General features: G+C 72.0%; 28 protein-coding genes and 1 pseudogene. 15 read left to right on the plus strand and 14 right to left on the minus strand.

What is annotated here, in order from left to right; translation table 11 throughout:
* Window positions 1–3 precede the first annotated feature (3 nt).
* Together ACWEFJ_RS27015 and ACWEFJ_RS27020 are read right to left on the minus strand one after the other, a co-directional pair.
* Window positions 4–1047, minus strand: coding sequence for a C40 family peptidase (locus ACWEFJ_RS27015; protein WP_378089360.1), 1044 nt, complete (start codon window positions 1045–1047; stop codon window positions 4–6).
* A 300-nt stretch (window positions 1048–1347) separates the two neighbouring features.
* Complete coding sequence (locus ACWEFJ_RS27020) at window positions 1348–2697, minus strand: NYN domain-containing protein (protein WP_378089362.1); 1350 nt, start codon at window positions 2695–2697, stop codon at window positions 1348–1350.
* 84 nt (window positions 2698–2781) lie between these two features.
* Between ACWEFJ_RS27020 and ACWEFJ_RS27025 the strand changes: the two genes are divergently transcribed.
* Both ACWEFJ_RS27025 and ACWEFJ_RS27030 read left to right on the plus strand, forming a co-directional pair.
* Window positions 2782–4485, plus strand: a complete 1704-nt coding sequence (locus ACWEFJ_RS27025; protein ID WP_378089363.1) for a DEDD exonuclease domain-containing protein — start codon at window positions 2782–2784, stop codon at window positions 4483–4485.
* Between the two features lie 42 nt (window positions 4486–4527).
* Window positions 4528–4812: an Lrp/AsnC family transcriptional regulator gene (locus ACWEFJ_RS27030; RefSeq protein WP_158840431.1), complete on the plus strand. Its 285-nt coding sequence runs from the start codon at window positions 4528–4530 to the stop codon at window positions 4810–4812.
* Between the two features lie 444 nt (window positions 4813–5256).
* On the opposite strand, the gene qcrB is transcribed toward ACWEFJ_RS27030, so the two are convergent.
* Genes qcrB through ctaE form a run of 4 tightly spaced genes read right to left on the minus strand, consistent with a single transcriptional unit; the run spans window position 5257 to window position 9510 of the window.
* Window positions 5257–6927 (minus strand): cytochrome bc1 complex cytochrome b subunit, encoded by a 1671-nt coding sequence (gene qcrB, locus ACWEFJ_RS27035; protein ID WP_378089365.1) that lies wholly within the window; start codon window positions 6925–6927, stop codon window positions 5257–5259.
* Window positions 6924–8051 (minus strand): cytochrome bc1 complex Rieske iron-sulfur subunit, encoded by a 1128-nt coding sequence (qcrA, locus tag ACWEFJ_RS27040; RefSeq protein WP_378089367.1) that lies wholly within the window; start codon window positions 8049–8051, stop codon window positions 6924–6926. The genes qcrB and qcrA overlap by 4 nt, the downstream gene beginning before the upstream one ends.
* Window positions 8048–8857, minus strand: a complete 810-nt coding sequence (qcrC, locus tag ACWEFJ_RS27045; protein ID WP_366199969.1) for a cytochrome bc1 complex diheme cytochrome c subunit — start codon at window positions 8855–8857, stop codon at window positions 8048–8050. Before qcrC ends, qcrA begins: the two co-directional genes overlap by 4 nt.
* A 44-nt stretch (window positions 8858–8901) precedes the next feature.
* The gene (ctaE, locus tag ACWEFJ_RS27050) at window positions 8902–9510 is read right to left on the minus strand and encodes an aa3-type cytochrome oxidase subunit III (RefSeq protein WP_378089369.1); all 609 of its coding nucleotides are present in this window, start codon (window positions 9508–9510) and stop codon (window positions 8902–8904) included.
* A gap of 84 nt (window positions 9511–9594) precedes the next feature.
* Here ctaE and ACWEFJ_RS27055 point away from each other — a divergent pair.
* From ACWEFJ_RS27055 to ACWEFJ_RS27070, 4 genes and pseudogenes are all read left to right on the plus strand, one after another.
* Window positions 9595–9975 (plus strand): annotated as a pseudogene (locus tag ACWEFJ_RS27055) (hypothetical protein); the annotation flags it as partial.
* A 64-nt stretch (window positions 9976–10039) separates the two neighbouring features.
* Window positions 10040–10450, plus strand: a complete 411-nt coding sequence (locus ACWEFJ_RS27060) for a hypothetical protein (protein WP_378089371.1) — start codon at window positions 10040–10042, stop codon at window positions 10448–10450.
* A 7-nt stretch (window positions 10451–10457) separates the two neighbouring features.
* Window positions 10458–11510: an anthranilate phosphoribosyltransferase gene (trpD, locus tag ACWEFJ_RS27065; protein ID WP_378089373.1), complete on the plus strand. Its 1053-nt coding sequence runs from the start codon at window positions 10458–10460 to the stop codon at window positions 11508–11510.
* Window positions 11511–11784: 274 nt separating this feature from the next.
* Window positions 11785–12450, plus strand: coding sequence for a lysophospholipid acyltransferase family protein (locus ACWEFJ_RS27070; RefSeq protein ID WP_449715431.1), 666 nt, complete (start codon window positions 11785–11787; stop codon window positions 12448–12450).
* A 68-nt stretch (window positions 12451–12518) separates the two neighbouring features.
* On the opposite strand, the gene ACWEFJ_RS27075 is transcribed toward ACWEFJ_RS27070, so the two are convergent.
* Window positions 12519–12935 (minus strand): cytochrome c oxidase subunit 4, encoded by a 417-nt coding sequence (locus ACWEFJ_RS27075; RefSeq protein WP_378089376.1) that lies wholly within the window; start codon window positions 12933–12935, stop codon window positions 12519–12521.
* Window positions 12936–12947: 12 nt separating this feature from the next.
* Window positions 12948–13883, minus strand: a complete 936-nt coding sequence (gene ctaC / locus ACWEFJ_RS27080) for an aa3-type cytochrome oxidase subunit II (RefSeq protein ID WP_378089378.1) — start codon at window positions 13881–13883, stop codon at window positions 12948–12950.
* 195 nt (window positions 13884–14078) lie between these two features.
* Between ctaC and asnB the strand changes: the two genes are divergently transcribed.
* Window positions 14079–16007, plus strand: a complete 1929-nt coding sequence (gene asnB, locus ACWEFJ_RS27085; protein ID WP_378089380.1) for an asparagine synthase (glutamine-hydrolyzing) — start codon at window positions 14079–14081, stop codon at window positions 16005–16007.
* On the opposite strand, the gene ACWEFJ_RS27090 is transcribed toward asnB, so the two are convergent.
* Window positions 15997–16434, minus strand: coding sequence for a MerR family transcriptional regulator (locus ACWEFJ_RS27090; protein ID WP_378089382.1), 438 nt, complete (start codon window positions 16432–16434; stop codon window positions 15997–15999). The genes asnB and ACWEFJ_RS27090 overlap by 11 nt on opposite strands.
* Before the next feature lie 81 nt (window positions 16435–16515).
* On the opposite strand from ACWEFJ_RS27090, the gene ACWEFJ_RS27095 reads away from it, so the two are divergent.
* Window positions 16516–17694: an MFS transporter gene (locus ACWEFJ_RS27095; protein WP_378089384.1), complete on the plus strand. Its 1179-nt coding sequence runs from the start codon at window positions 16516–16518 to the stop codon at window positions 17692–17694.
* Window positions 17695–17768: 74 nt separating this feature from the next.
* Window positions 17769–17939, plus strand: coding sequence for a hypothetical protein (locus ACWEFJ_RS27100; RefSeq protein WP_378089386.1), 171 nt, complete (start codon window positions 17769–17771; stop codon window positions 17937–17939).
* Window positions 17940–18024: 85 nt separating this feature from the next.
* Here the strand turns inward: ACWEFJ_RS27100 and ACWEFJ_RS27105 are convergent, their stop codons facing one another.
* Together ACWEFJ_RS27105 and ACWEFJ_RS27110 are read right to left on the minus strand one after the other, a co-directional pair.
* Complete coding sequence (locus ACWEFJ_RS27105; protein ID WP_378097680.1) at window positions 18025–18399, minus strand: HesB/IscA family protein; 375 nt, start codon at window positions 18397–18399, stop codon at window positions 18025–18027.
* A gap of 89 nt (window positions 18400–18488) precedes the next feature.
* The gene (locus ACWEFJ_RS27110; protein ID WP_378097678.1) at window positions 18489–19508 is read right to left on the minus strand and encodes a glycerate kinase family protein; all 1020 of its coding nucleotides are present in this window, start codon (window positions 19506–19508) and stop codon (window positions 18489–18491) included.
* Between the two features lie 42 nt (window positions 19509–19550).
* On the opposite strand from ACWEFJ_RS27110, the gene ACWEFJ_RS27115 reads away from it, so the two are divergent.
* A complete protein-coding gene (locus tag ACWEFJ_RS27115; RefSeq protein WP_449715432.1) occupies window positions 19551–20183 on the plus strand; it encodes a DUF3043 domain-containing protein in 633 nt (210 codons plus the stop codon).
* Between the two features lie 78 nt (window positions 20184–20261).
* Complete coding sequence (locus ACWEFJ_RS27120; RefSeq protein WP_449715433.1) at window positions 20262–21248, plus strand: aldo/keto reductase family protein; 987 nt, start codon at window positions 20262–20264, stop codon at window positions 21246–21248.
* Between the two features lie 48 nt (window positions 21249–21296).
* Here ACWEFJ_RS27120 and ACWEFJ_RS27125 read toward each other — a convergent pair whose 3' ends face one another.
* Both ACWEFJ_RS27125 and ACWEFJ_RS27130 read right to left on the minus strand, forming a co-directional pair.
* Window positions 21297–21491 carry a DUF397 domain-containing protein gene (locus tag ACWEFJ_RS27125; RefSeq protein ID WP_378097670.1) on the minus strand — a complete coding sequence of 65 codons (195 nt, stop codon included), beginning with the start codon at window positions 21489–21491 and terminating at the stop codon, window positions 21297–21299.
* Window positions 21492–21504: 13 nt separating this feature from the next.
* Window positions 21505–22350 (minus strand): DUF5753 domain-containing protein, encoded by an 846-nt coding sequence (locus ACWEFJ_RS27130; RefSeq protein WP_449715434.1) that lies wholly within the window; start codon window positions 22348–22350, stop codon window positions 21505–21507.
* A 168-nt stretch (window positions 22351–22518) separates the two neighbouring features.
* Here ACWEFJ_RS27130 and ACWEFJ_RS27135 point away from each other — a divergent pair, with 168 nt between their 5' ends.
* A complete protein-coding gene (locus ACWEFJ_RS27135) occupies window positions 22519–22725 on the plus strand; it encodes a hypothetical protein (protein ID WP_378097665.1) in 207 nt (68 codons plus the stop codon).
* A gap of 22 nt (window positions 22726–22747) precedes the next feature.
* Here the strand turns inward: ACWEFJ_RS27135 and ACWEFJ_RS27140 are convergent, their stop codons facing one another.
* On the minus strand, window positions 22748–22948 hold the full coding sequence (locus ACWEFJ_RS27140) for a hypothetical protein (RefSeq protein ID WP_378097662.1): 201 nt from the start codon (window positions 22946–22948) through the stop codon (window positions 22748–22750).
* A gap of 77 nt (window positions 22949–23025) precedes the next feature.
* On the opposite strand from ACWEFJ_RS27140, the gene cobU reads away from it, so the two are divergent.
* From cobU to ACWEFJ_RS27155, 3 genes are read left to right on the plus strand one after another with little or no spacing between them, the layout of a single operon-like run.
* Complete coding sequence (gene cobU, locus ACWEFJ_RS27145) at window positions 23026–23583, plus strand: bifunctional adenosylcobinamide kinase/adenosylcobinamide-phosphate guanylyltransferase (RefSeq protein ID WP_378097659.1); 558 nt, start codon at window positions 23026–23028, stop codon at window positions 23581–23583.
* The gene (gene cobT, locus ACWEFJ_RS27150; protein WP_449715435.1) at window positions 23580–24617 is read left to right on the plus strand and encodes a nicotinate-nucleotide--dimethylbenzimidazole phosphoribosyltransferase; all 1038 of its coding nucleotides are present in this window, start codon (window positions 23580–23582) and stop codon (window positions 24615–24617) included. The genes cobU and cobT overlap by 4 nt, the downstream gene beginning before the upstream one ends.
* Window positions 24617–25321: an adenosylcobinamide-GDP ribazoletransferase gene (locus ACWEFJ_RS27155; RefSeq protein ID WP_449715436.1), complete on the plus strand. Its 705-nt coding sequence runs from the start codon at window positions 24617–24619 to the stop codon at window positions 25319–25321. Before cobT ends, ACWEFJ_RS27155 begins: the two co-directional genes overlap by 1 nt.
* Window positions 25322–25415 lie beyond the last annotated feature (94 nt).

Here is a 25415-nt window from a genome sequence, read left to right on the forward strand (position 1 = left end):
GTGTCAGCCCGCGATGCGGCGCATCGCGTAGATGGAGCCGGGGCTCTCCAGCGGCACGACCTTGACCGGCACGCCGTCGGTGGACGCGTGCACGACGCGCGCGTTGTCCACCGCCATGGCCACGTGGTTGCCGCCGTTGTAGATGATCAGGTCGCCGGGGCCGACCTCGCCGCGGCTGATCGGGCGGCCGGCGCCCGCCTGGCCGCCGGAGGTGCGCGGGATGGTCACGCCGGCGTAGGCGTAGGCCTTCGACGTCAGGCCGGAGCAGTCCCAGCGGTCCGGGCCGGTCGCGCCGTACAGGTACATGTCGCCCTGCTGCTCCAGCGCGAACTGCAGCGCGATACCGGCGGCGCCCGCGGGCACGTTGGTGGTGGTGACGCGCTCGCCGACGCTGCTCAGCGTGTTGCGCTCCTGCGCGGTGAGCTGGTTGAGCTGGTTGCGGACCTCGGTGATCTGGCCCTGCAGCTCGGTCTGGCGCTTGCGGATGTCCTCGGCGATCCGGTTCGCCTCGTCGGTCGCGGCCTGCGCGCGGCTCTGGGCGTCGGCCGCCTTCTGCCGCGCGTCCTCGGCGGCGTCGACCGCGCCGGAGAGCCGCACCAGCGCCTCGTTGTTGTCCGACGCGAGCACGCCCAGCGCCGACATGCGGTTCAGGAAGTCCTGCTGGGAGTCGGACACCAGCAGCGCCGACAGCTGGTTGAACCGCGCGCCCTCGAACGACGCCTCGGTCAGCTTGTCGACCTGGACCCGGAAGGTCTCCTCGTCGGCCTTGGCCTGGTCGCCCGCCTGGGTCGCCTGCGCCAGGTCGGCGTTGGCCTTGTCGAGCTCCGCCTGGTTGGCGTCGCGCTGCTCTTCGGCGCGCAGGAGCTCCTCGTTGAGCTTCGTGGCCTGCTCGGCCAGCTCGTTGTACTTCTTCAGCGCCTCGGAGGCGTTCGCGGGGGTGTTCGGCTGGGCTCCGGCGGGTACGGGCTGGACGCCCACCGCGGCAGCGGCCACCGCCGTGGCCGCCATCGCCCCGCGCAGGCCGCGCTTGAGTCGTTGCGACGCCACAGTCGCGTGTGTCTCCTTCGTCTGAACCGCCTACCGGTCGAGCGCGTGACGCGACCCGACTGGAGCACTGCTTGGCGAGTGTTCCGGCTCGGCTCCCCGACAGGCCGATTCGGCGGTGAACCCGCGTCGCGGCCCAGGATGGACCACTGCCCGCCGCGAGATCTCGGCTAGGTTACGAAAAGTGAGGTGCTTCGTCCACTAGCGGGGCAAGGAATTCCCGTCAGGGATCCGAAAGTTCACGATCGGTCGAGCTGTGACCTGCTCGTGTGACCACAGGTGGTGTTAAAAACACGATCTGTGTCACACGCGGATCAAGCGGGCCAGGAGCACCGCGGACGGCACCGGGTGCGCGCCCCGCCGGCGGACGGAGTCCGCCACCGCCCGATCGGACGTCACCACGACGACCGGACGGCCCTCCGGCTCGGCCGTCACCAACGCCCGGATCACGTCGTCGGCGAGCACGCCGGGATCGCTGAACAACACCCGGACCCCGCGCGGCGCCGACGTCGGCACGGCCACCACGCCCGCGCCGTCGAACACGAGCGTGACCTCCGCGCCGGTGCGCGCGGCCAGCACCGCCAACTGGTGCACCAGCCGGTCGCGCTGGTCCGACAGCGACAGTTCCGGGTAGCCGGTCTTGGTGACGTTGTAGCCGTCCACGATCAAGTGAACGGCGGGCAGCGCCAGCAGCCGGTCCAGCGCCGCCGGATCCTCCACCCGGCCGACCGCGCCCTGCGCCGCGCTCGCGCCGCGCACCAGGTCCGCGGGCCGCGGCCCCGCGCCGCCCAGCGCCAACTCCCGGCGCAGGCCGTTCACCGCGCCGTCGAGCGTGTCCACGAGCAGCGCCAACCGCACCTCGTCGGCCTGGCGCGCCTCCTTGGCCGACTGGCGGGCGACCTCGGCGTCCGACTCGGCGCGCTGCGCCTTGGCGCGCTCGGTCTCGGCGCGTTCGCGTTCGCGGTCCCGTTCGGCGGTCAACCGGCGCAGCGCGGCGTCCGCCTCGGCACGCACCCGTTCCACCTCGGCCGCCGCCGACTCGGCCCGGTCCTTGGCCTCGCGCAGCCGCACGCCCTGCTCCCGCAACCGCTTGCGGAGCCGTTCCAGCTCGGCCTCGGCCTCCTGGCGGATCTTGTCCACCGCGCCGCCCGCCTCGGCCCGCTCCGCCTTGAGGCGTTCCAGCTCCACCTCCAGCCGCTCGGCGCGCTGCACGGCCAGGTCCCGCTCGGACCGCAGCGCCGCGTCCGCCGCGCGCCTGCCGACCAGCTCGATGAAGTGCGCCGCGACCTCCTCGCCCTGCAGGATCGCGGCCGCGCCCGCCGCCACCGGGTCGGGCGAGGTCACCTCCAGCACGGCGGGCCGGTTGCGGCGCAGCCACTCCACCACGGCCGCGCGGAAGTTCGAGGACGACTTCAGCCCGCCCAGGAGCGCCGGCCCGCCCAGCCGGGCGCGCTTGGTGGGCGCGAACCGCGCCACCGCGCGCAGCGACTGCGGGATGTCGACCTTCGCCAGGTCCCCCAACGCGTCCGCGCTCAGCTCGGCGAGCCGCGCGCGCAGCGGCTCGGGCAGCGCGCCCCAGTCCACAGTGGACTCGACGGCCTGGTCGGGCTCCAGGTCGTCGGCGCCGGCCGCGGGTTCGGTGGGGTCCTGCACCCGTACAGGCTAGCTGTGCCGGCACGGGACGCCTCCCCCGTCGTGATCCGGGACTGTCGGTGGTCCGGGCTACCGTGCGCCGCGATGACTACTCAGCTCACGTTCGACGAACTGGGCACCCCGCTGCGCGAGACCACGTTCGTCGTGTTCGACCTGGAGACCACCGGCGCCCGGGCCGACGAGGACGCGATCACCGAGATCGGGGCCGTGAAGGTGCGCGGCGGGCAGGTGATCGGCGAGTTCGGCACCCTCGTCGACCCCGAGCGGGGCATCCCGCCGCAGGTCGTGGCCCTGACCGGGATCACCCAGCTCATGGTGACCGGCGCGCCCCGGCTCGGCACCGTGCTGCCCGCGTTCCTCGAGTTCGCCGCCGGCGCGGTGCTCGTGGCGCACAACTCCGGGTTCGACGTCGGCTTCATCAAGGCCGCCTGCGCCCGCCTCGGGTACACGTGGCCCAAGCCGACGGTCGTGTGCACGGTGAAGCTGGCCCGGCGGGTGCTCAGCCGGGACGAGGCCCCGAGCTGCCGGCTGTCGGCGCTGGCCCAGCTGTTCGGCGTCTCCGTGCGGCCGAACCACCGGGCGCTGATCGACGCGCGCGCGACCGTCGAGGTGCTGCACCACCTGCTGGAACGCGTCGGCTCGGTCGGCGTGCACTCGCTGGAGGAGCTGGTCGCCTACCTGCCCGAGGTCACGCCCGCCCAGCGCCGCAAGCGCACGCTCGCCGCGCACCTGCCGTCCACCCCGGGCGTGTACCTCTTCCGCGGGCCGTCGGAGGAGGTGCTGTACGTCGGCACGGCGTCGGACCTGCGGCGGCGGGTGCGGCAGTACTTCACCGCGAGCGAGGGCAGGCGGCGGCTGCGGGAGATGGTGGCGCTGGCCGTGCGGGTGGACGCGGTGGAGTGCGCGCACTCGCTGGAGGCCGAGGTGCGGGAGCTGCGGCTGCTGACCGCGCACAAGCCCGCCTACAACCGCCGGTCGAAGAACCAGGGGCAGGCGTGGTGGCTCGTGCTCACGGAGGAGGCGTTCCCGCGCCTCTCCGTGGTCCGCACGCCGCGCGCGGGCGCGCTCGGGCCGTTCCGGTCGCGGCGGCTGGCCGAGACCGCCCTGGAGGCGGTGCTGGAGGCCGTGCCGCTGCGGGCGTGCTCGATCCGGATCCCGGCGCGCAACGCCTCCGCCACGCCGTGCGCGCTGTTCGAGCTGGGCCGGTGCAAGGCCCCGTGCGCGGGACGGCAGTCGGTGGACGAGTACTCCCCCGCCGCCGACGCGTTCCGGCGGCTCGTCTCGGGCGTCGACGCCACACCGCTGCGGGGGCTGACGGCCCAGATCGACGCGCTCGCCGAGGCGCACCGGTTCGAGGACGCCGCCGCCCGCCGCGACCGCATGTCGTCCCTGGTCCGCTCGCTGGACCGGGCGCAGCGGCTGGCGGGGCTGGCCGCGTTGCCCGAGGTGGTGGCCGCCCGGCCGGACGGGGACGGCGGGTGGGAGTTCGCCGTGGTGCGGCACGGGCGGCTGGCGTCGGCCGGGGTGGCGCGCCGGGGCACGCGGCCGATGCCGGTGGTGGACGCGCTGGTGGCGTCGGCCGAGACGGTCGTCCCCGGCGAGGGTCCGCTGCTCGGCGCGCCCGCCGAGGAGGTCGGCGTGGTGCTGCGGTGGATCGACCGGCCGGGCACGCGGCTCGTCCACTGCGACCGCCCCTGGACCTCCCCCGCGTCCGCCGCCGGGGCGTGGCGGGAGTGGGTGGCGCGCGCCGAGGCCGGTCGGGACCAGTACCGGGTGGCGGGCCACTAGCATGAGCGCGGTCGAGACCCCGACGACTTGTGGAGGACCGCTGTGATCACCGCGATCGTGCTGATCCAGGCCGCCGCCGAGAGCATCCCGGACGCGGCGCAGGCGATCGCCGACATCGAGGGCGTGACCGAGGTCTACTCGTGCGCCGGTGACGTCGACCTGATCGCCCTGGTCAAGGTCGCGCGGCACGAGGACCTGGCCGACCTGGTGCCCGGCCACATCTCCAAGGTGCCCGGCGTGCTGAACACGGACACCCACATCTCGTTCCGGTCGTACTCCAAGCGCGACACCGACGCGGCATTCGCCATCGGTCTCGAAGACGCCTGATCGGATGACCCGCCGACCACCCGTTTTTGTCGGACCTGGCCGGCAGGATAAAACCAGGGCTCCCCTGGGCGGGGACCCCTGCGAAGCATGGGCGGGCGCAGCGCGGCCGCGGCGAACGGCGGCCCGGCCGGGGTGCGGCTGAGCCGCCCGTTGGGGCGCGACGCGACCGGGCGAACTGCGGGAAGGCCCGGCGAGCGGCGCAGGAGTGCGGCCGGGCCGAAGTGCGACCGGGCCGAAGTCGGCCGGCGAAGCGCGAGCAGGTCACGGCGGCGCGGGAAGCGCGCGGCCCGGTGGAGCAGGCCCGGCGAGCAGCGCAGGGTGCAGCCGGGCGCGAGCACGGTAGGGCCGGCCGGTCACCTCACCTTGTGTCCCGACGCCACGAACCCGACACGACAAAAGGCCCCCGTCACCGGCAACCCGGTGCGGGGGCCTTCCGTCGAACGGTCAGTCCTCCGGCTGAGCCGGCTTCCCGGCCAGCTCGCCCGCGGACTTGTTCTCCGCGCTCAGGGCGTCCGCCGAGACGCCCCGCTCCGCCCGCGCACGGGCCAGGGCGGCGGTCTCCTCCGGCGGGTCCGGGGTCAGGAAGCTGCCCGGCACCGGGTGCCCGGCCGACCCCAGCTTGTTCATCTTCTTCGGCACCGACGCGCCCTGGTAGGCCAGCGGCAGCGGGTGGCCGTGCTCGTCCACCGGGCCCAGCGGCTGGTGGACCTCGATGAACTCGCCGTGCGGCAGGCGCTTGATGATGCCCGTCTCCACGCCGTGCTCCAGCACCTCGCGGTCCGCCCGCTGCAAGCCGATGCAGATCCGGTAGGTGATGAAGTACGCCACCGGCGGCACGATCAGCATGCCGATGCGGCCCATCCACGTCATCGCGTTCAGCGAGATGTCGAACTTCATCGCGATGATGTCGTTGCCGCCCGAGAGCAGCAACACCATGAAGTACGAGATCGCCATGACACCCAGCGACGTCCGGACCGGCACGTCACGCGGGCGCTGCAGCAGGTTGTGGTGCGCGTAGTCCTTGGTCAGCTTGCGCTCGATCCACGGGTACACCGCCGCGATGCCGGTCAGCAGCGGCAGGCCCAGGAGGAACGGCAGGAACGGCGCGGGCACCGTGTAGTTGCCCAGGTACAGCTCCCACGCGGGCCACAGGCGGATCAGGCCGTCCGTCCAGCCCATGTACCAGTCGGGCTGCACGCCCGCCGACACCTGCGCCGCGTTGTACGGGCCGAAGTTCCAGATCGGGTTGATCTGGAAGATGCCGCCCATGATCGCCGTGACGGCGACGACCACCGCGAAGAACCCGCCGCCCTTGGCCGCGAACACCGGCATGATGCGCACGCCGACGACGTTGGTCTCCTTGCGGCCCACGCCCGGGAACTGCGTGTGCTTCTGGTACCAGACCACGCCCAGGTGCACCGCGATCAGCGCCAGGATGATGCCCGGGATGACCAGGATGTGCAGCGTGTAGAGCCGCGGGATGATCTCCGTGCCCGGGAACTCGCCGCCGAACGCCAGCCAGTTGATCCACGTGCCGACCACCGGGAACGAGATCAGCAGCGCCGCCATCACCCGCAGGCCGGTGCCGGACAGCAGGTCGTCGGGCAGCGAGTAGCCGAGGAAGCCCTCGATCGCGCCCAGCATGAACAGCACGACGCCGATGACCCAGTTGATCTCACGCGGGCGGCGGAACGCGCCCGTGAAGAAGATCCGGAACATGTGCACGACGATCGCGCCCATGAACAGCAGCGCCGACCAGTGGTGGACCTGGCGCACGAACAGGCCGCCGCGCACCTCGAACGAGATGTGCAGGGTGGACTCGAACGCCCGGGACATCTCGATGCCCTGGAGGTTCACGAAGCTGCCGTTGTAGACGACCTCCTCCATCGAGGGGTCGAAGAACAGCGCCAGGTAGGTGCCCGACAGCAGCAGGACGATGAAGCTGTACAGCGCGATCTCGCCGAGCAGGAACGACCAGTGCGTCGGGAAGACCTTGTTCAACTGCTTCCGCACGCCGGAAGCCATGTGGAACCGGTCGTCGGCCCACTTGGCGGCGCCACCCGCCACGCGGGCGCCGGCGCCCTGCCGCTTCGTCGGCGTGGTGATGCCGCTCATGACTTACGCTCCCAGAACGCCGGACCCACGGCCTCGATGAAGTCCCCGCGGGCAATCAAGTATCCGTCCTCGTCCACCGTGATCGGAAGCTGCGGCAGGGCGCGGGTCGCGGGGCCGAACCGGGGCTTGCCGTAGTGGAAGACGTCGAACTGCGACTGGTGGCACGGGCACAGCAGCAGACCGGTCTGCTGCTCGTACAGCGAGGTCGGGCAGCCCAGGTGGGTGCAGATCTTCGAGTACGCGTAGAAGTCGCCGTAGTTGAAGTCCTCCTGGCCGGCGCGCTTGACCACCGACTGGCCGGGGCGCAGGCGGATGAGCATGACCGGGCTGTCGGCCCGCTTCAACGCGTGGACCAGGGCTTCTTCGTCGTCGCGCTCCGACTCGCGGAACGGGAACACCGTTTCGAAACCGCCGGCGTCCAGGTCCTCCGGGCGGATCAGCGCGACCTCGTGGAAGTCGCCCGTGTGCCGGCGCAGGTAGACCTTCTCGCCGTTCTCGGACTTCCACGCGGTGTGCCACAGCGAGTCCTTCGAGTCGCTGTCCGCCCACGGGTTCTTGATCAGGCCGCCGAGCGGCACCGCCAGCACGCCGAGGCCGAACACGCCCGCGCCCAGGCCCGCGGTCCGCTTGATGAGCGACCGGCGGCCGATCGTGGAGCGCTCGCCCGCGTCGGCGAGCTGCGCGAGGATCGTGGCCTTGTCCACCTCGGCCGACCCGCCGTCGTGGCGCTGCTGGACGGCCAGCTCCTCCGGGATGAACTTCTTCGTGTACAGCAGCGCGCCGACACCGAGGCCGAGGATCGACAGGCCCAGGGTGAAGCCGATGACCGGCGTGTAGAGGCTGTAGAGGAAGTGGTCGCCGCCGCTGTTCGGCGCCTCGTACTTCCACGGCCACCAGATGAACGCCACCAGGAACGCGAGGCCCGACACCGCCGCGATGGCGAACCACAGCGCCACCAGGCGCTCGGCGCGCTTCTCCGCGCGGGTGCCCTTGACCGGCCACCGGTCCTCGTAGTGGACGAGCTCCACGCCGTCCAACCGGCCACCGAGCTTGACCAGCTCGTCCCGGCTCATCCCGGCGAGTTCGGCCTCGTCGGGCAGCTCGTTCGGCTTCACGCCGCTCATGCCTTGGCTCCGATCCAGAGGGTCACGCCGATGAGTGCGGCGATCCCCACGATGAACGCGATCAGACCCTCCGATACCGGCCCGAGGCCGCCGAGGGGGGCGCCGCCGGGGTTGTTGTTCCCGTCGGTCACCGACTTGATGTAAGCGATGATGTCCTTCTTCTCCTCCGGCGTGAGCTGCCGGTCGGAGAACTTCGGCATGTTCTGCGGGCCCGTGAGCATCGCGGTGTAGAGCTGCTCCTCGGTCACGCCGTCCAGCTCGGGCGCGAACTTGCCGGACGACAGCGCCCCGCCGCGACCGGTGAAGTTGTGGCACGCCGAGCAGTTGAGCCGGAACAGCTCGCCGCCGCGGGCCGGGTCCTCGCCGCGCAGCGCCTCACCGCGCTCCTCGGGGGTCTGCGGGCCGCCGCCGCGGGACTGGATGAACGCGCCGATCGCGTCCACCTCCTCCGGCGTGAACTTGGCGGGCTTGCGCTGCGCCTGCGCCTCCTGGCGGGCCATCGGCATGCGGCCGGAGGAGACCTGGAAGTAGACGGCGGCCTCGCCGACGCCGATCAGGCTCGGGCCGCGGTCCTCGACGCCGTCGAGGTTCTTGCCGTGGCAGCTGATGCAGGTGTTGTTGTAGAGCTGCTCGCCCAGTCGCACCTGCGCCGGGTCGTCCTGCGCCTGCGCGGTCTGCGGCTGCGGCGCGAGGGCGCTGAACAGGAAGCCCGCGGCCAGCAGCGCGAAGCCCAGCGCGAGCAGGCCCGAGATCCGCCTGCGCAGCTTGGTGCTGCGCTTCCGGGCCCGTGTGGTGTTGGTGGTCATGTGTGCGGCAACCCTTGCTGGTGTGAGTTCGGGGTTCGAGCTGGTCAGGGCACGATGTAGATGACGGCGAACAAGCCGATCCAGACGACGTCGACGAAGTGCCAGTAGTACGACACGACGATCGCGGAGGTCGCCTGCGCGGGCGTGAACTTGCTCAGCTTCGTGCGGACCAGCAGGTAGCCGAACGCGATCAGACCACCGATCACGTGCAGGCCGTGGAAGCCGGTCGTCAGGAAGAACACCGTGCCGTAAGCCGAGCTGGGGATCGTCGTGCCCTCGTTCACGAGGGTGACGTACTCACCGGCCTGACCCGCCACGAAGATCGCGCCCATGATCAGCGTCACGAGGTACCAGCGACGCAGACCGAACACGTCACCCCGCTCGGCGGCGAACACGCCCCACTGGCACGTGAACGAGGAAGCCACCAGGATGATCGTGAAGAACAGCGCGTAGGGCACGTTCAGGTGGGTCGGCTCTGGTGGCCAGTGCCCTTCGTTCTGGGCCTTCACCGTGAAGAACATGGCGAAGAGCCCCGCGAAGAACATGAGCTCACTGGACAGCCAGACGATCGTGCCGACGCTGACCATGTTCGGGCGGTTCAGCGAGTGCACGCGCTGGCCGATTGAGGGCGCTGCCGTTGTCACACGACGCATTATTGCTTGCAGGTTTTCGTCCCGCCCATCGGGTCCGGGGCACGTACGCAGGTCATCTGGGTCACACGCACGGTGAGGACGGTCATGGGGTTGTTGAGCCGGTGGCGTGATCGCCGGGCGCGGCGGGGTGTACCCGCACTGGAGATCGATTCACCGGGGCTCGCGGTGGTGGTGGAGGCGTTCGACATCGCCGAGGCCGACTCGGCCGCGCTGGCCCGGTCGCCGCGCTGGCGGCCCGAGGAGCCCGCGGTGCTGCGCCACCACCTGGAACTACCCCCTGACCAGGTCGAACGCGCCCGGGAGCTGCTCGCGGCGGACGGCTGGGAGCTGCGTCACGACGGTCGCTGGCACGCGTTGCGGGTGCAGCGGCTCGACGCGCTGGGCTGCGCGCAGGAGCGGGCCCGGATGGCCGGGCTGGCCCAGCGGCTGGGCGGCGACTGGATCGGGTGGGACGCGCTTCAGGTCGCGGCGCGCCAGGCGGATAACATCAGCGTCACCTGGCACCCCGACCCGCCGGAGGACCGCGCCGATGAGCACGCAGACGACCAGGATCCTGGTGTTCAGCCACCGCCCCGAGGTGCGTGAGACGATCATCACTGCGGTGGGTCGCCGTCCCGCGCCCGACCTGGGCCGCGTCGAGTACGTCGAGGTGGGCGCGATCGCCGACGTCCTGTACGAGATGGACAACGGCGGCGTCGACCTGGCCATCCTGGACGGCGAGGCGCAGCCGACCGGCGGCATGGGCCTGTCCCGCCAGCTCAAGAACGAGATCACCGACTGCCCCCCGATCGTGGTGGCCGTCCGCCGCAAGGACGACCGGTGGCTCGCGACGTGGTCGCAGGCGGACGCGGTGCTGGTGCACCCGCTCGACCCGCTGGCCGCCGCCGAGACCGTGGCCGAGGTGCTGCGCTCGACGTCGTTGCCCGTCGTCCGGGGCTGATGACGCCGTGGAGCGCACCTGGCCGTTACTGCTGAACCAGCTCGTCGACCGGGTCGACCTGTCCGAGGACGACACCGCGTGGGCGATGGACCAAGTGATGTCCGGCGCGGCGACCCCGGCCCAGATCGCCGCCTTCGCGGTGGCGCTGCGCGCCAAGGGCGAGACGCCGGAGGAGGTCGACGGCATCGCGTCCATGATGCTGCGGCACGCCCGGCGGTTCACCGTGGAGGGGCGTGCGGCGGACATCGTGGGCACCGGCGGTGACAGCTCCGGCTCGGTGAACATCTCGACCATGGCGGCGGTCGTCGCGTCCGCCGCGGGCGTGCCGGTGGTCAAGCACGGCAACCGCGCCGCGTCGTCCAAGTGCGGCACGGCGGACGTCCTGGAAGCGCTGGGCGTGGCCATCGACCTGCCGCCGCTCGGGGTGCAGCAGACGGTCGAGGAGCTGGGCATCGGCTTCTGCTTCGCGCCGGTGTTCCACCCCGGCTTCCGGCACGCGGGCGCGCCGCGGCGCGAGATCGGCATCCCCACGTCGTTCAACCTGCTCGGCCCGCTGACCAACCCGGCGCAGCCGAAGGTCGGGTTGGTCGGGTGCGCGCGGGTGGCGTTCGCGCCGCTCATCGCGGGCGTCTTCGCGCGGCGCGGCAACACGATGCTGGTCGTGCGCGGTGACGACGGGATGGACGAGATCACCACGACCACCACGACGTCGGTGTGGATCGCGGACGGCGGCGAGGTGCGGACCGACCGGATCGACCCGTCGGCGCTGGGCATCGCGCCGGCCTCGGCGGACGACCTCAAGGGCGGCGACGCCGCGGTGAACGCCGAGGTCGTGCGCGACCTGGTGGCGGGGAAGCCGGGCCCGGTGCGGGACGCGGTGCTGCTGAACGCGGCGGGCGTGGTGGCCGCGCACCGCGGGCTCTCGGCCGACCTGCACGCGGACCTCGCGGGCGCGCTGGGCGAGGTCGCGGAGGCGGTCGACTCCGGCGCGGCGGCGGACCTGCTGCGGCGCTGGGTGGCGCGGTCGTCGGAGCTGAAGACGGCCCTCGCCGACGCCTGACGCACGGCCCGTCACGACGTGGCGACCGTCCGGCACGGAGCCGTGGCCCACCGGCCCGGTGGTCGGGTCCGTGAAGTCCGCCTCGCGGGTCCGGGTGCACGCCTCCGGGTGACGCGCGTCGGCACGCGGCGGCCGTCCCGGCGCCCGGACGGTCGAGAGTGGACCCGCCGAGGGCGTCGCCCGACCGTGCGCCGAACACCCGGCGTGACGGACCCGGCCGAGACTACGACCACCTTTTCACCGCCGCGCAACAGCGGCAGGTCATGCTGTCACCATGCTCTACACGGTGATGAAGCGAGTGGTGGCGCCCACGGCACGGCTGGTCTACCGGCCGACGGTCGAAGGACTGGAGAACGTGCCCGCCCGCGGTCCGGTGATCCTCGCGCCGAACCACCTGTCGTTCATCGACAGCATCGTCATCCCGATGGTGGTGCCCCGCCGGGTCTCGTTCCTGGCCAAGGCCGAGTACTTCGACGGCAAGGGCGTGAAGGGCGCGCTCTCCCGCTACTTCTTCGGCTCCCTGGGCCACGTCCCCGTGCGCCGCGGCGTCGGCCGGGCCGCCAGGGCGTCCCTGGACACCGCCAAGGAGATCCTGGACCGCGGCGGGGCGTTCGCCATCTACCCGGAGGGCACGCGCTCGCTGGACGGCCGCCTGCACCGGGGTCGCACGGGCGTGGCGCGCATGGCGCTCGAGTCAGGCGCGCCGGTCGTCCCGGTCGGGCTCATCGGCACCGACCAGGTGCAGCCGGTGGACCGCAGGTTGCCGCGCGTGCGCCCGGTGACCGTCCGGTTCGGCGAGCCGCTGCGCTTCGACCGCTACGCGGGCCTGCACGAGTCGCTGCCGGTGCTGCGCTCGGTCACCGACGAGATCGTCTACCGGATCCTGGAACTGTCCGGACAGGAGTACGTGGACAGCTACCAGACCTCGAACGCCGCCTGACCGCGTAGTCGGAACACACGAAAGGGGGGCCACCTTCCGGGTGGCCCCCCTGTATCGAGTCTGCGTGCTCAGTCGTGGTTCGGGCCGGTGTGGTACTCGAACACCAGGCCGCCGACGGCGATCAGCACCAGCGCGATGGCGATCACGAGCAGCCAGATGTGCCAGAACGCCAGGGCCACGCCGGCCGTCGCGGCCGCGGCGGCCAGGCCGATCGGCCAGTAGCTGCCGGGGCTGAAGAAGCCCAGCTCGCCCGCGCCGTCGCTGACCTCGGCGTCCGCGTTGTCCTCGGGCCGCACCTCGATGCGCCGGGCCACGAACCGGAAGTACGTGCCGACGATCAGCGCCAGCCCGCCGGTCAGCGCGAGCGCGACCGTGCCGGTCGGCTCGACGTGGCCGGTGTCCGCCCAGGTCCAGTAGCCGTACACGACGGACATCAGGAACGAGAACGCCATCACCAAGTCAAAAATGCGCGCTTCGACCTTCATCGCGGCGTCCTCCTACTTCCCACCGTCGGACGACGCCTCGCGGACGGTCCGGTCGGTGTCGAAGGGCTTGGTGGTCACGGCGTACGGCGTGCACAGCTCGCCGCAGTTCAGCTCGGTCAGCGCCTCGGCCGCGGTGTACGGCTGGGCGGTGTCCGGGTTGGTCTCCTGCCGCAACTGGATGTACCGGTCGAAGTCGGCCGGCTCCAGCGCCCTGACCTCGAAGTTCATCACCGCGTGGTAGGTGCCGCACAGCTCGGCGCAGCGGCCCACGAACGACCCGGTCCGGTCGATCTGGTCGATCTGGAACGAGTTGTCCTGGTTGTTCTTCTCCGGCTGCGGGAAGACGTCCCGCTTGAAGTGGAACTCCGGCACGAAGAACGAGTGGATGACGTCGGTCGACCGCAGGTTGAAGCGGATCGACTTGCCCTGCGGCACGACCAGCAGCGGGATCTCGCCGGACGTGCCGACGGTGCTCACCGGCAGGTCGGCGGCCTCGGTCTTGTACTGCGGGTACTGGAACTCCCAGTTCCACTGGAACCCGATCACGTCGACCGTGACGTCGGGGTCCTCGGACTTGTCGGTGACGTAGTTCTGCGTCACCGCGGTGAAGTAGAACAGCACCGCCACGATGATCGTCGGGACGACCAGCAGCACGAGCTCCAGCGGCAGGTTGTAGGCGACCTGGCGGGGCAGCTCCTCGCTCTTCTTGCGGTGGAACGCGACCGACCAGAGGATCAGACCCCACACGATCACGCCGACCACGAGCGCCGCGACGACCGACCAGGTCCACAGCTCGCGCATCGCCTCGGCCTGCGGCGTCACGGCCACCGGCCAGCCGAAGCGCAGCACCTCTTCCGTGGAGCAACCCGTGGCCCCGACGCCGACCAGGCCGACCAGCCCGCCGACCTTGGCCAGCCGGGCTGCCCTGGTGCCCTCCTTCAGGCCCACTGCTCGCCGCCTCCTCGTACTCAAAGCTCGCAGGCAAGGGCGCGGTTACGCGCCATGCCGGATCATGCGGGAGCGTAACCCAGCGCATGGCACGTCACCCGCCGGGGGCTGCCCCTGCGCGGTGCAGTTTCGGTCACACACCGGGCCCCCGGCATACTGGAGTCTTCTCCACACGACACGAAGGGTGTTTACGGCGTGTGCGGCCTGGTAGGACTGGTTTGCCCTGGCGAGAACGAGGCCGAGCGGGCGCGCTCGGCGGTGGCGGGGGCATTGCGCTGCATGCGCCACCGCGGCCCCGACGAGAGCGGCACCTGGCAGGGCGGTGAGGCCGTCTTCGGCTTCAACCGCCTGTCCATCATCGACATCGAGCACTCCCACCAGCCCCTGCACTGGGGGCCGCACGACCAGCAGGGTCGGTACGCGATCCTGTTCAACGGCGAGATCTACAACTACGTGGAGCTGCGCGCGGAGCTGACCAGGCAGTTCGGCGCGGTGTTCGCCACCGACGGCGACACCGAGACGATCGTGGCGGCCTACCACTACTGGGGCCCGTCCGCGGTGGCGAAGCTGCGCGGCATGTTCGCGTTCCTGATCTGGGACAAGGCCCGCCGGGTGCTGTTCGGCGCGCGCGACCCGTTCGGCATCAAGCCGCTGTACTACGCGGCCGGGCCGGGCGGCGTGGCGTTCTCCAGCGAGAAGAAGTCGGTGCTGGAGCTGGCGCCGGCCCTCGGCATCCGGCCGGAGGTGGACGAGAAGGCGCTCCAGCACTACCTGATCCTGCAGTACGTGCCGGAGCCCGAGTCGTTGCAGACCGAGGTCCACCGGATCGAGTCGGGCACGTCGTTCACGCTCAAGCCGGGCGGCAGGCCCGTGGTCGAGCGGTACTTCCCGGCCACGTTCCGGCCGCGCGCGGTGCGCGGCGACGCGGACGAGAACCGGCTCTACGACGAGATCACCGAGGCGTTGCGCGACTCGGTGGCCAAGCACATGCGGGCGGACGTGACGGTCGGCTCGTTCCTGTCCGGCGGCATCGACTCGACCGTGGTCGCGGCGCTGGCCAAGGAGCACAACCCGGACCTGATCACGTTCACCACCGGGTTCGAGCGGCAGGGCTACTCCGAGATCGACGTGGCCGCCGAGTCGGCCGCCGCGATCGGGGTGAAGCACGTGGTCAGGGCGGTGACGGCGCAGGAGATGATGGACGCGCTGCCGCTGATCACGTGGTACCTGGACGACCCGGTGGCGGACCCGGCGCTGGTGCCGCTGTGGTTCATCGCCCGCGAGGCGCGCGAGCACGTGAAGGTCGTCCTGTCGGGTGAGGGCGCGGACGAGCTGTTCGGCGGCTACACGATCTACCGCGAGCCGCTGTCGCTGGCGCCGTTCGAGAAGGTGCCGGGCGCGCTGCGCAAGGCGATGGGCAAGGTGTCGACGAAGATCCCGCAGGGCGTGCGGGGCAAGGACCTGCTGCGCCGGGGCGCGCTCACGCTGGAGGAGCGCTACTACGGCAACGCCCGGATCTTCATGGACGACCAGCTGCGGCAGGTGCTGCGCACGTACAACCCGAACGTGTCGCACAAGGACGTGACCGCGCACGTCTACCGCCAGTCCGAGGGCTGGGACCCGGTGACGCGGATGCAGCACGTGGACCTGTTCACCTGGCTGCGCGGCGACATCCTGGTCAAGGCCGACAAGATGACCATGGCGAACTCGCTGGAGCTGCGGGTGCCGTTCCTGGACCCCGAGGTGTTCCGGATCGCGTCGCAGGTGCCGTCGGAGCTGAAGCTCACCAAGGAGACGACCAAGCACGCGCTGCGCCGGGCGATCCGCGACATCGTGCCCGCGCACGTGCTGAACCGGCGCAAGCTGGGCTTCCCGGTGCCGATCCGGCACTGGCTGAAGGACGAGATGCACGACTGGGCCGTGGACCACGTGCGCCAGTCGCAGACCGACCGCTACCTGGACAAGACGGCCGTGCTGCGGGTCATCGAGGAGCACCGGTCGGGCGTCGCGGACAACAGCCGGCGGATCTGGGCGCTGCTGGTGTTCATGATCTGGCACGGGATCTTCGTGGAGGGCCGGATCCGCCCGGTGGTGCCGGAGCCGCACTACCCGGTCAAGCTCTGACCCCGGCGTCGCGAGGGGCCTCCGGCACGTCCGCCGGGGGCCCTTCGCCGCTCTTGTCCCGCAGGATGCGGGTCACGTCGCCGACGAGCCTGGTCAGGTGGTCCTTGCTGCGGGTGAGCTGGTCGATGCGCTCCTCGATCGAGGTCAGCTCGTCGTTCAGCATCCGCAGCAGCGGCACGCAGCCCGCCTCGTCCTCGGGCAGCTGCACGTCCTGGTCGAACGCGTGCGCGAGCACCAGGCGCACCAGGCGCACGTTCAGGCCCGAGTTGATGAGGCAGCGGACGCTGCGCACGCGTTCCACGTCGGATTCGTCGTAGACGCGGTAGCGCGACTCGGTGCGTTGGGGCGTGAGCAGCCCCTGCTGGTCGTAGTAGCGCAGCATGCGCACGGTCGCGCCGGTCCTCTCGGCGAGTTCACCGATCCGCACGTATTCCCACCTCCGCCGAAAAGAGCGGTCGATCACGCAACCTTGACCCTGACGTCAGTGTCACACTTTAGCGTCGTCGGCGTGATCGCCTTCATCCTGATGCTCAGCGCCTTCGCCGTCGGGACCTCCGAGTTCATCATCGTCGGCGTGCTGCCCGAGGTGGCGGCCGACCTGGGCGTGGACGTGCCGACCGCGGGCCTGCTCGTGACCGCGTACGCCGTCGCCGTCGCCCTGGGCGGTCCGGTGCTCACCGTGCTGACCGGGCGCGTCGCGCGCCGCACGCTCCTGATCTCCGTCATGGCGCTCGCCCTGCTGGCTTCGCTGGGCAGCGCCCTCGCCACCGACTACACCCTGCTCATGGCCGCGCGCGTGGTGGCCGCGCTGGCGCAGGGCCTGTTCTTCGCGGTGGCCTCGCAGGTCGCCGTCGCGTCCGTGCCGCCGGAGAGGCAGACCGCGGCCATCGCCAAGGTCGTCAACGGCGTCGCGCTGTCCACCATCCTGGGCATCCCGCTCGGCACGCTCATCGGCCAGAACTACGGCTGGCGGGCGTCGTTCGTGCTGGTCAGCGCCCTCACCGCGATCGGGCTGGCCGGGGTCGTGCTCGGCACGCCGAAGGTCGCGCACGAGCCGGACCCCGGGGTGCGGGCCAGCCTGTTCGCGTTCGGCCGGCGCACCGTCCTGCTGGGCCTGGCCACGACCGTGCTGTCGTTCACCGGCCTGATCACCGCGTTCACCTACGTCGCGCCCGCGCTGCGCGAGGTGAGCGGGTTCGCGCCGGGCTGGGTCACCGGCGTGCTGCTCGTGTACGGCCTGGGGACGCTGGTCGGCAGCACGCTGGCCGGCAAGGTGCCGCCGCACCGCATCGCCCGCGTGCTGCCCGTCCCGCTGGCCGTGCTCGGCGTCGTGCTGCTCGCCCAGGGGCTGCTGCTGGAGAGCAAGGTGGCGGCCGCGGTGAGCGTGTTCGTGCTGGGGGCGAGCGCGTTCACCGCCGGTCCGCTGATCCACACCTACCTGATGGGGCAGGCGGGTTCGGCGGCCGGGCTGGTCGCCTCGGTGAACATCTCCGCGTTCAACGTGGCCGCGGCGCTCGGCCCGGTGCTGGGCGGGCTGGTGCTGACCAGCGGGCTCGGCCTGCGGTGGGTCGGGACCGCCGGCGGCGTGTCGACCGTCCTGGGCGTGGGGGTGGCCCTGGCGGTCGGCCGGGCGACGGCCCGTTCGGCGGCCGCCCCGCCGCCCGTGCCGGTGGCCGCGCACGCGTGAGATGAGCCCTACCGGGCGGTACTACCGCCCGGTAGGGCTTTTGTCAAGACCTCGGCCCGCATACGGTCGCCGGTGTGACGAACACCGAGGCGGACACGTTGGCCGAACTGATCGAGGACTGCACCGACCTGCCGCGCGAGCTGCGCGGCGGGGCCACGACCTCACCCGAGCCGGACGCCGCCCGGCCGTGGCACGTGGACGACGCCCACTACGCCCAGGTCGCCGACCTGGAGCTGTACGTCTGACCGCGCGCCACCTCCGACCGGAAACGCCGAAGGGGCCCCGCCACGTGGCGGGGCCCCTTCGGCGAACTGCCGTTCCAGCGGTCGATCAGTGGAACGAGTCGCCGCAGGCGCAGGAGCCGCCGGCGTTCGGGTTGTCGATGGTGAAACCCTGCTTCTCGATCGTGTCGACGAAGTCGATCACCGCGCCCTCGACGTACGGCGCGCTCATGCGGTCCACGGCCACCTTCAGGCCGCCGAAGTCGCGCAGCGCGTCACCGTCGAGCGTGCGCTCGTCGAAGAACAGCTGGTAACGCAGCCCCGCGCAACCACCGGGCTGGACGGCGATGCGCAGGTGCATGTCGTCGCGCCCCTCCTGGTCGAGCAGCGCCTTGGCCTTCACGGCCGCCGCGTCGGTCAGCGTCACGCCGTGGGTGGGCGGGGCGTCAGGAGTCTCGGTGACAGCGTCCTGAGCGGTCGTCATGGCTCTCCCTCAGAGGTCCTTTGCGGGCATCTATTCCGGGCAACACGGGAAGCACCCGCTTTGTTCCTGCCCCCATGGTCGCACAGACGTCAGTGACGGGGGTGTGACCAGTGCCTCGCCACGTGCGCGGCGAGATCCGCCAGTGTGCCGGCCGGGTCCGACAGGCTGCGCTCGACCGAACCGGCGTGCTCGGCCACCGCGTACGACTCCTGCACGCCCGCCGCCGCGGCCTCGCGCCGACCCACCGTGACCTGGCCCGCGAGCACCACGCACGGCACGCCGCGCTCCGCCGCGCCGCCCGCCACGGCGGTCACCAGCTTCCCGCGCAGCGACTGCCAGTCGAAGCTGCCCTCGCCGGTCACGGCCAGGTCGGCGCGGTCCAGCGCATCATCCAACCGGGTGAGCGTGCGGACGAGCCCCGCGCCGGAGGTCACCGTCGCGCCCCACGCCATCAGGGCCGCGCCGAGCCCGCCCGCCGCGCCCGCGCCGGGCCGGTCGCGGACCTCGGCCAGCTCCCCCATCGCGGCCAGCCGGGCCTCCAACCGCTCCACCGCCTCGGGTGACGCGCCCTTCTGCGGCCCGAACGTGCGCGCCGCGCCGTGCGGGCCCAGGAGCGGGTTCTCCACGTCGGCGGCGGCGACGAGCCGGGCCGTCACGGGCCGTGCGGACTCCCGCAGCCCCGCGCCGCCGTCGGTGGTGCCCGAACCGCCCAGGCCCACCACGATCGTGTGCACGCCGGCGTCGCCCGCCGCGTTGAGCAGCTCGCCGACGCCCCGGGTCGTCGCGGTCTCGGCGGCGACCGCCCGCCGGTCCGGCGGCACGAGGTGCAGGCCGCACGCCTGGGCGGACTCGACGTAGGCGGTGCCGTCGTGCTCCAGCCACAGCGCCTCGACCGGCGTGCCCAGCGGCCCGGTCACGGTCGTCGCGTGGCGCACACCGCCCAGGGCGGCGTGCAGGACGTCCACGAACCCCGGACCGCCGTCGGCCAGCGGCCGCAGGTGGAGTTCGTCGTCGGGCGCGGTGCGTCGCCAGCCCTCGGCCACGGCCTCGGCGACCTCCCGCGCGGTCAGCGTTCCGCCGAAGCAGTCCGGCGCAATCACAACTCGCACCTCCCGAACAGTACTTATCGGGGCATCTCCTACTCTGGTGTGGTGAGGTTCCTGCGCCGCAACGCCGACGAAGCCGCCGAGACCACCGCCGAGGACGCTCCCGCGGAGGTGACCCCGGGCGACCCGTCGCGCACCCCCGGCAAGGGGCGGCCCACGCCGAAGCGGCGCGAGGCCGAGGGCAAGCGGCGCGGCCCCGTGCCCCCGCCGCCGCGCACGCAGCGCGAGGCGTTGAAGCGGGCGCGCGGGAACAAGGTGTCCAAGGAGGAGCGCCGCGCCGCGGCGGTCGAGCGCCGCAAGCGGATGATGGCGGGCGAGGACAAGTACCTGCTGCCCCGTGACCGCGGCCCGGTGAAGGCCTACATCCGCGACGTGGTCGACTCGCGGCGCAACCTCATGGGCCTGTTCATGCCGCTGGCCATCCTGGTGTTCGTGGCGCTGCTCGTGCCGATGCCGGCCGTGCAGCAGTACGCGACGCTGCTGACCACGTTCATGCTGCTGGCGATGATCGTGGAGGGCTTCGTGCTCGGCCGGCTGGTGACCCGGCGCGTGCGGCTGAAGTTCCCGAACGACACCACCCGGGGCCTGTCCATCGGCTGGTACTCGTTCATCCGCGCCAGCCAGCTGCGCCGGCTGCGCGTGCCCAAGCCGCGGGTCAACCCCGGCGACCAGGTCTGACGGGTCGGGCGGGCGTCCGCCGGGCGCTCACCCGACAGTTCATTAGCTACCCGAACGACCTGCCACTAGGCTGGCGGCATGGAGTTCCGACGCCTCGGCCGCAGTGGCCTGAACATCAGCGAGATCTCGTACGGCAACTGGCTCACCCACGGTTCCCAGGTCGAGGAGGACCAGGCGACGGCCTGCGTCCGGGCCGCGCTCGACGCGGGCATCACGACGTTCGACACTGCCGACGTCTACGCCAACACCAAGGCCGAGTCGGTGCTGGGCCGTGCCCTGGCCGGCCGGCGCCGCGAGTCGCTGGAGATCTTCACCAAGGTCTTCTGGCCGACCGGCCCCGGCGGCCCCAACGACAAGGGCCTCGGCCGCAAGCACATCATGGAGTCGATCAACGGCTCGCTCAAGCGCCTGCAGACCGACTACGTGGACCTCTACCAGGCCCACCGCTACGACAAGTCGGTGCCGCTGGAGGAGACGATGCTCGCCTTCGCCGACCTCGTGCGGCAGGGCAAGGTGCTCTACATCGGCGTCTCGGAGTGGAACGCCGACCAGATCGCCCGCGGCGCGGCGCTCGCGCGGGAGCTGAACGTGCCGTTCATCTCCAACCAGCCGCAGTACTCGATGCTGTGGCGCGTCATCGAGTCGCAGGTCGTGCCGACCTCGGAGCGCGAGGGCATCAGCCAGATCGTCTGGTCCCCCATCGCCCAGGGCGTGCTGACCGGCAAGTACCTGCCGGGGCAGCCGGTGCCGGAGGGCTCGCGGGCGACCGACGAGAACGGCGCGAAGTTCATCCAGCGCTTCCTGCGCGACGAGGTGCTGACCAAGGTCCAGCAGCTCAAGCCGCTGGCCGAGGAGGCCGGGCTGTCCCTCGCGCAGCTCGCCGTCGCGTGGACCCTGCAGAACCCGAACGTGGCCAGCGCGATCATCGGCGCGTCCCGCCCGGAGCAGGTGCACGAGAACGTGAAGGCGGCCGGCGTGAAGCTGGACGCGGACCTGATGAAGAAGATCGACGACGTGCTCGAGGGCGTCGTGGAGACCGACCCGCGGTTCACCGTCACCCCGTGACCCGCTCGCGGGCGAGGCACCTCCGCGGGGGTGCCTCGCCCGCGCTCGTCACGCGCCCCGCAGGCCGCTGACGAACGCCGAGAAGGCGCGTGCCGAGAAGACCAACACCGGCCCGCGGTCCTTGGTGTCCCCCACCGCGACCCGGGTGCCGGTCGGCTCGAAGCCGCACTCCACGCACTGGGGGTCGTTGCCGCCGTTGGTGTAGCTGCTCGTGCGCCACCGGTAACCCGCTCGGGTTGGCATGATCCCTGCTCTCCTAGCGTTGGCCGAGGTCGGCGATCCGAGCCTCCAGTATCTCCCTGGACTGGCCTTCCGAGACGGCCGCGTCCCAGGCGTCGTCGAAGACGAGCCGGAAGCGGCTGACGTCCTTCTTGACGTAGTCGTTCCGCGCGATGTGCCCCACGAAGGCGAGCCACTCGTCCGGTCTGGTGTGCAGCAGCGTGAAGGGGTTGCTCAGCCCCGTCACGGCCCCCGTGGAGCTGGGGATGATCCGGAGTCGGACCTGCGGCAGCTCGGACACGGCCACGAGGCGTTCGATCTCGCGGGTGGCCACGTCCGGCCCGCCGTCCATCCGGTCGAGCGCCGCTTCGCCGAGCACGATCCAGACCTCGGGGCCGTCCGGTCGGAAGATCCGCGTGCCCCGGTCGGCCCGGTCCCGGGCCAGCGCCTCCACGTCGGCGGGGTCCACGAGCGGCGACTTCGCCAGCGTGGCGAAGGCGAACTCGTACGTCTGGAGCGATCCGGGGATCTCGTTGTAGACGACCCACATCTGGTCGGCACGACGTTCGCGCACGAGGTATTCCCTCGATTGCACTCCGGCGACGACGGGTTGGGCGCGGGTGCCGGCGGCGTCGGCGAGCGAGACGAGGCGGTCCGCGTCGGCCCGCTCGGGTCGGTAGCGGGCGAGCATCCACGTCACGTGGGCGGGTTTGGGCGCGATCCGGGCCGTCTCGATCTTGGACAGCACCGAGGCGTAGCCGCCGACCGCCGCGATCAGCTCCGCCTCCGCCTGTCCGGGCTCCAGCCCGGCGTCGGCGCGGAGCCGGCGCGCCAGCTTGGCGAACTCCAGCCGCGCGTCGAACGAGTCGACCTGTTCCGTCATGGCGACGAGTCTGCCGTACGCCAGGCCCGTGACCTGGGGACACTCGTTCGGGTGAAAGAAGACGGCAATGCCGACTTTCACCCGTTCGTTCGCACCAAAGACGGCATTGCCACCTTACTCTGGGCGGCCTCCCGGCCCTTGCCAACACCACAGGAAGCGAGACGCACCATGAGCAGCGTTGAGTTCTCGACCTACGTCAGGGTCGACCACGAGGCGGAGTTCGAGCCGCAGATCAACGCCGACGGCGAGTTCGAGGTGTCGTTCGACCGCGTGGCGACCCTGGCGCTGACCGCGGACGCCGCGGAGAGGTTCCACGCGCTGCTCGGCGACAAGCTGCCGGAGCTGCGGCGGCGCGCGGCGGCCGGCCTGGGCTGACCGGGCAGCGCCCTCGTCCCGGCTACTCGGCCGGGGCGAGGGACATCGGGCCGTAGACCTCGGACTCGTTGCGCAGCAACGTCACCTGCGCGACGCCCCGCTCCCGCAACCCCTCCCACTCGACGCCGAACCAGTCCTCCGCCGCCGACTGGTCGGGGAACGCGACCGACGGGCCGTCCACCTCGTGCCCCTGCTCGTCCTGGTACCGCCACCGGTACTCCATGACGGCCTCCTCCGATGTGCGCCGCGCGGTAACGTTCCCGGTCAGGCTATGTCCTTGTGGAACAGATGGGGTGCGGTGTGACGCGTCGGACACTGGTGCTGGGCGGCGCGCGTTCGGGGAAGTCCGCGCACGCCGAGGGGCTGCTCACCGACGACGTCGTGACCTACGTCGCGACCGCGCGGCGCTACCCCGACGACGCCGACTGGGAGCTGCGGATCGCCCGGCACGTGGCCCGCCGCCCCGTCACGTGGACCACCGTCGAGGCCCCCGCGCCGAACGACCTGATCGCCCTGCTCACCGCCACCCGCGAGACCGACCCGCCGATCCTGGTGGACGACGTGGCCACGTGGCTGAACGGCGTGCTGGACGACGCGGGCGCGTGGGAGGGCCACGGCATCGTGCAGGTGGAGGCCGAGTGCGCGGCGCTGGTGCAGGCGGTCGCGCACACCCGCGCCCGGTTGGTCCTGGTGTCCGCGGAGGTCGGCCTGGGCGTCGTGCCCAGCACGCACTCTGGCAGGCTCTTCCGCGATCACCTCGGCTCGCTCAACGCGCGGCTGGCCGAGGTCTGCGACGAGGTGCTGCTGGTCGTCGCCGGAATCCCACTGCGACTGCGCGAAGCCGGAGGTAGTCGGTGACCATCGAGTTCCCGTCCGTCGAGCCGCCGAGCGACGGCGTGCGCGCCGAGGCGCTGGCCCGGCACGCGGTGCTGACCAAGCCGCTGGGCTCGCTGGGCAGGCTGGAGGAGCTGGGCGCGTGGGTGGCCGCCTGCCAGGGCGAGTGCCCACCGCGTCCCTTCACCCGGCCCCGCGTGGTCGTCTTCGCGGGCGACCACGGCGTCGCCCAGCACGGCGTCTCCGCCTACCCGCCCGAGGTCACCGGCCAGATGGTGGCGAACTTCCTGGCGGGCGGCGCGGCCGTGAACGTGCTGGCGAACGTGGCGGGCGCGACGGTGCGCGTGGTGGACGTCGCCGTCGACTCGGACACGCCGGTCGGCGACCACAAGGTGCGCCGGGGTTCCGGGTCCATCGACCGCGAGGACGCCCTGACCCGCGACGAGGCCGAGCGTGCCGTCGAGATCGGCCGCAAGCTCGTGGACGACGAGGTCGACGGCGGGGCCGACCTGCTCATCGCGGGCGACATGGGCATCGGCAACACCACCCCCGCCGCGGTCCTGATCGCCGCGCTCACGGGCTCCGAGCCGGTGGCCGTGGTCGGCCGGGGCACCGGCATCGACGACCGGGGCTGGATGCGCAAGACCGCCGCGATCCGCGACGCCCTGCGCCGCGCGCGGCCCGTGATCAGCGACCCGGTGGCGCTGCTCGCCACCTCCTCCGGCGCGGACATCGCCGCCATGGCCGGGTTCCTCGCCCAGGCCGCCGTGCGCAAGACCCCGGTCATCCTGGACGGCGTGGTCACCGGCGCGGCCGCCGTGGTCGCCGAGGAACTCGCGCCCGGCGCGCGTGACTGGTGGGTCGCGGGCCACCGCTCCGTCGAGCCCGCGCACGCCCTGGCGCTCGGCCACCTGAGCCTGGAGCCGTTGCTGGAGTTCGACATGCGCCTCGGCGAGGGCTCCGGCGCGGTGGCGGCCCTGCCGCTCGTCGTCATGGCGACCCGCGTCCTGGCCGAGATGGCGACCTTCGACAGCGCGGGCGTCTCCGGACCGGCCTGATGCGGCTGGCGCTGTCGTGGCTGACCGTGCTGCCCGTCCGCGTCGGCTCCGACGAAGTCGACGCGCGGGCGGCACGGCGGGCCATCGCCTTCGCCCCGTTCGTCGGCGTGCTGCTGGGCGTGGCCGCCGCGGTCCTCCTGCTGGCCCCGCTGCCGGACCTCCCGGCCGGCTTCCTGACCGTCGGCTTCCTCGCCCTGGCGACCCGCGGCATGCACCTGGACGGCCTGGCCGACACCGCCGACGGCCTGGGCTGCTACGGCCCCCCGGAACGCGCCCTGGCCGTGATGAAGGACGGCGGCGCCGGCCCGTTCGCGGTCGTGGCCCTGATCGTCGTCCTGGGAACGGAGGCCGCCGCGTTCCCGACCGTCCCCCCGGCCGCCGTCGTCCTGGCCCTGACCGCCGGCCGTGCCGCCTTCGTGCTGTGCTGCCTGCGCGGCGTCCCGGCCGCCCGCCCGGAGGGCCTGGGCGCACTGGTCGCCGGCACCCAACCCCCGTGGCTGGCCGTGACCTGGTGGACCACCCTGGCCGCCGCCGCCTACTTCATCCACCCGCTGAAGGGCCCGATCGCCATCACCGTCGCCGCCGCCCTCGTCCTGCTCCTCGTGCGCCACACCAGGAACCGGTTCGGCGGAATCACCGGCGACGTCCTGGGCGCAGCCTGCGAAACGGCAACCGTCACCGTCCTGGCCATCACCGCACTATGACCACCCCACAACGCCCACCACTCAACCCACCCACAACGGACCCGCCACACCACCACCGAGGCTCGATTTGACATGGGTTCGGGTGCCTTAGGCT

The organism is Actinosynnema sp. NPDC004786, from assembly GCF_053601135.1.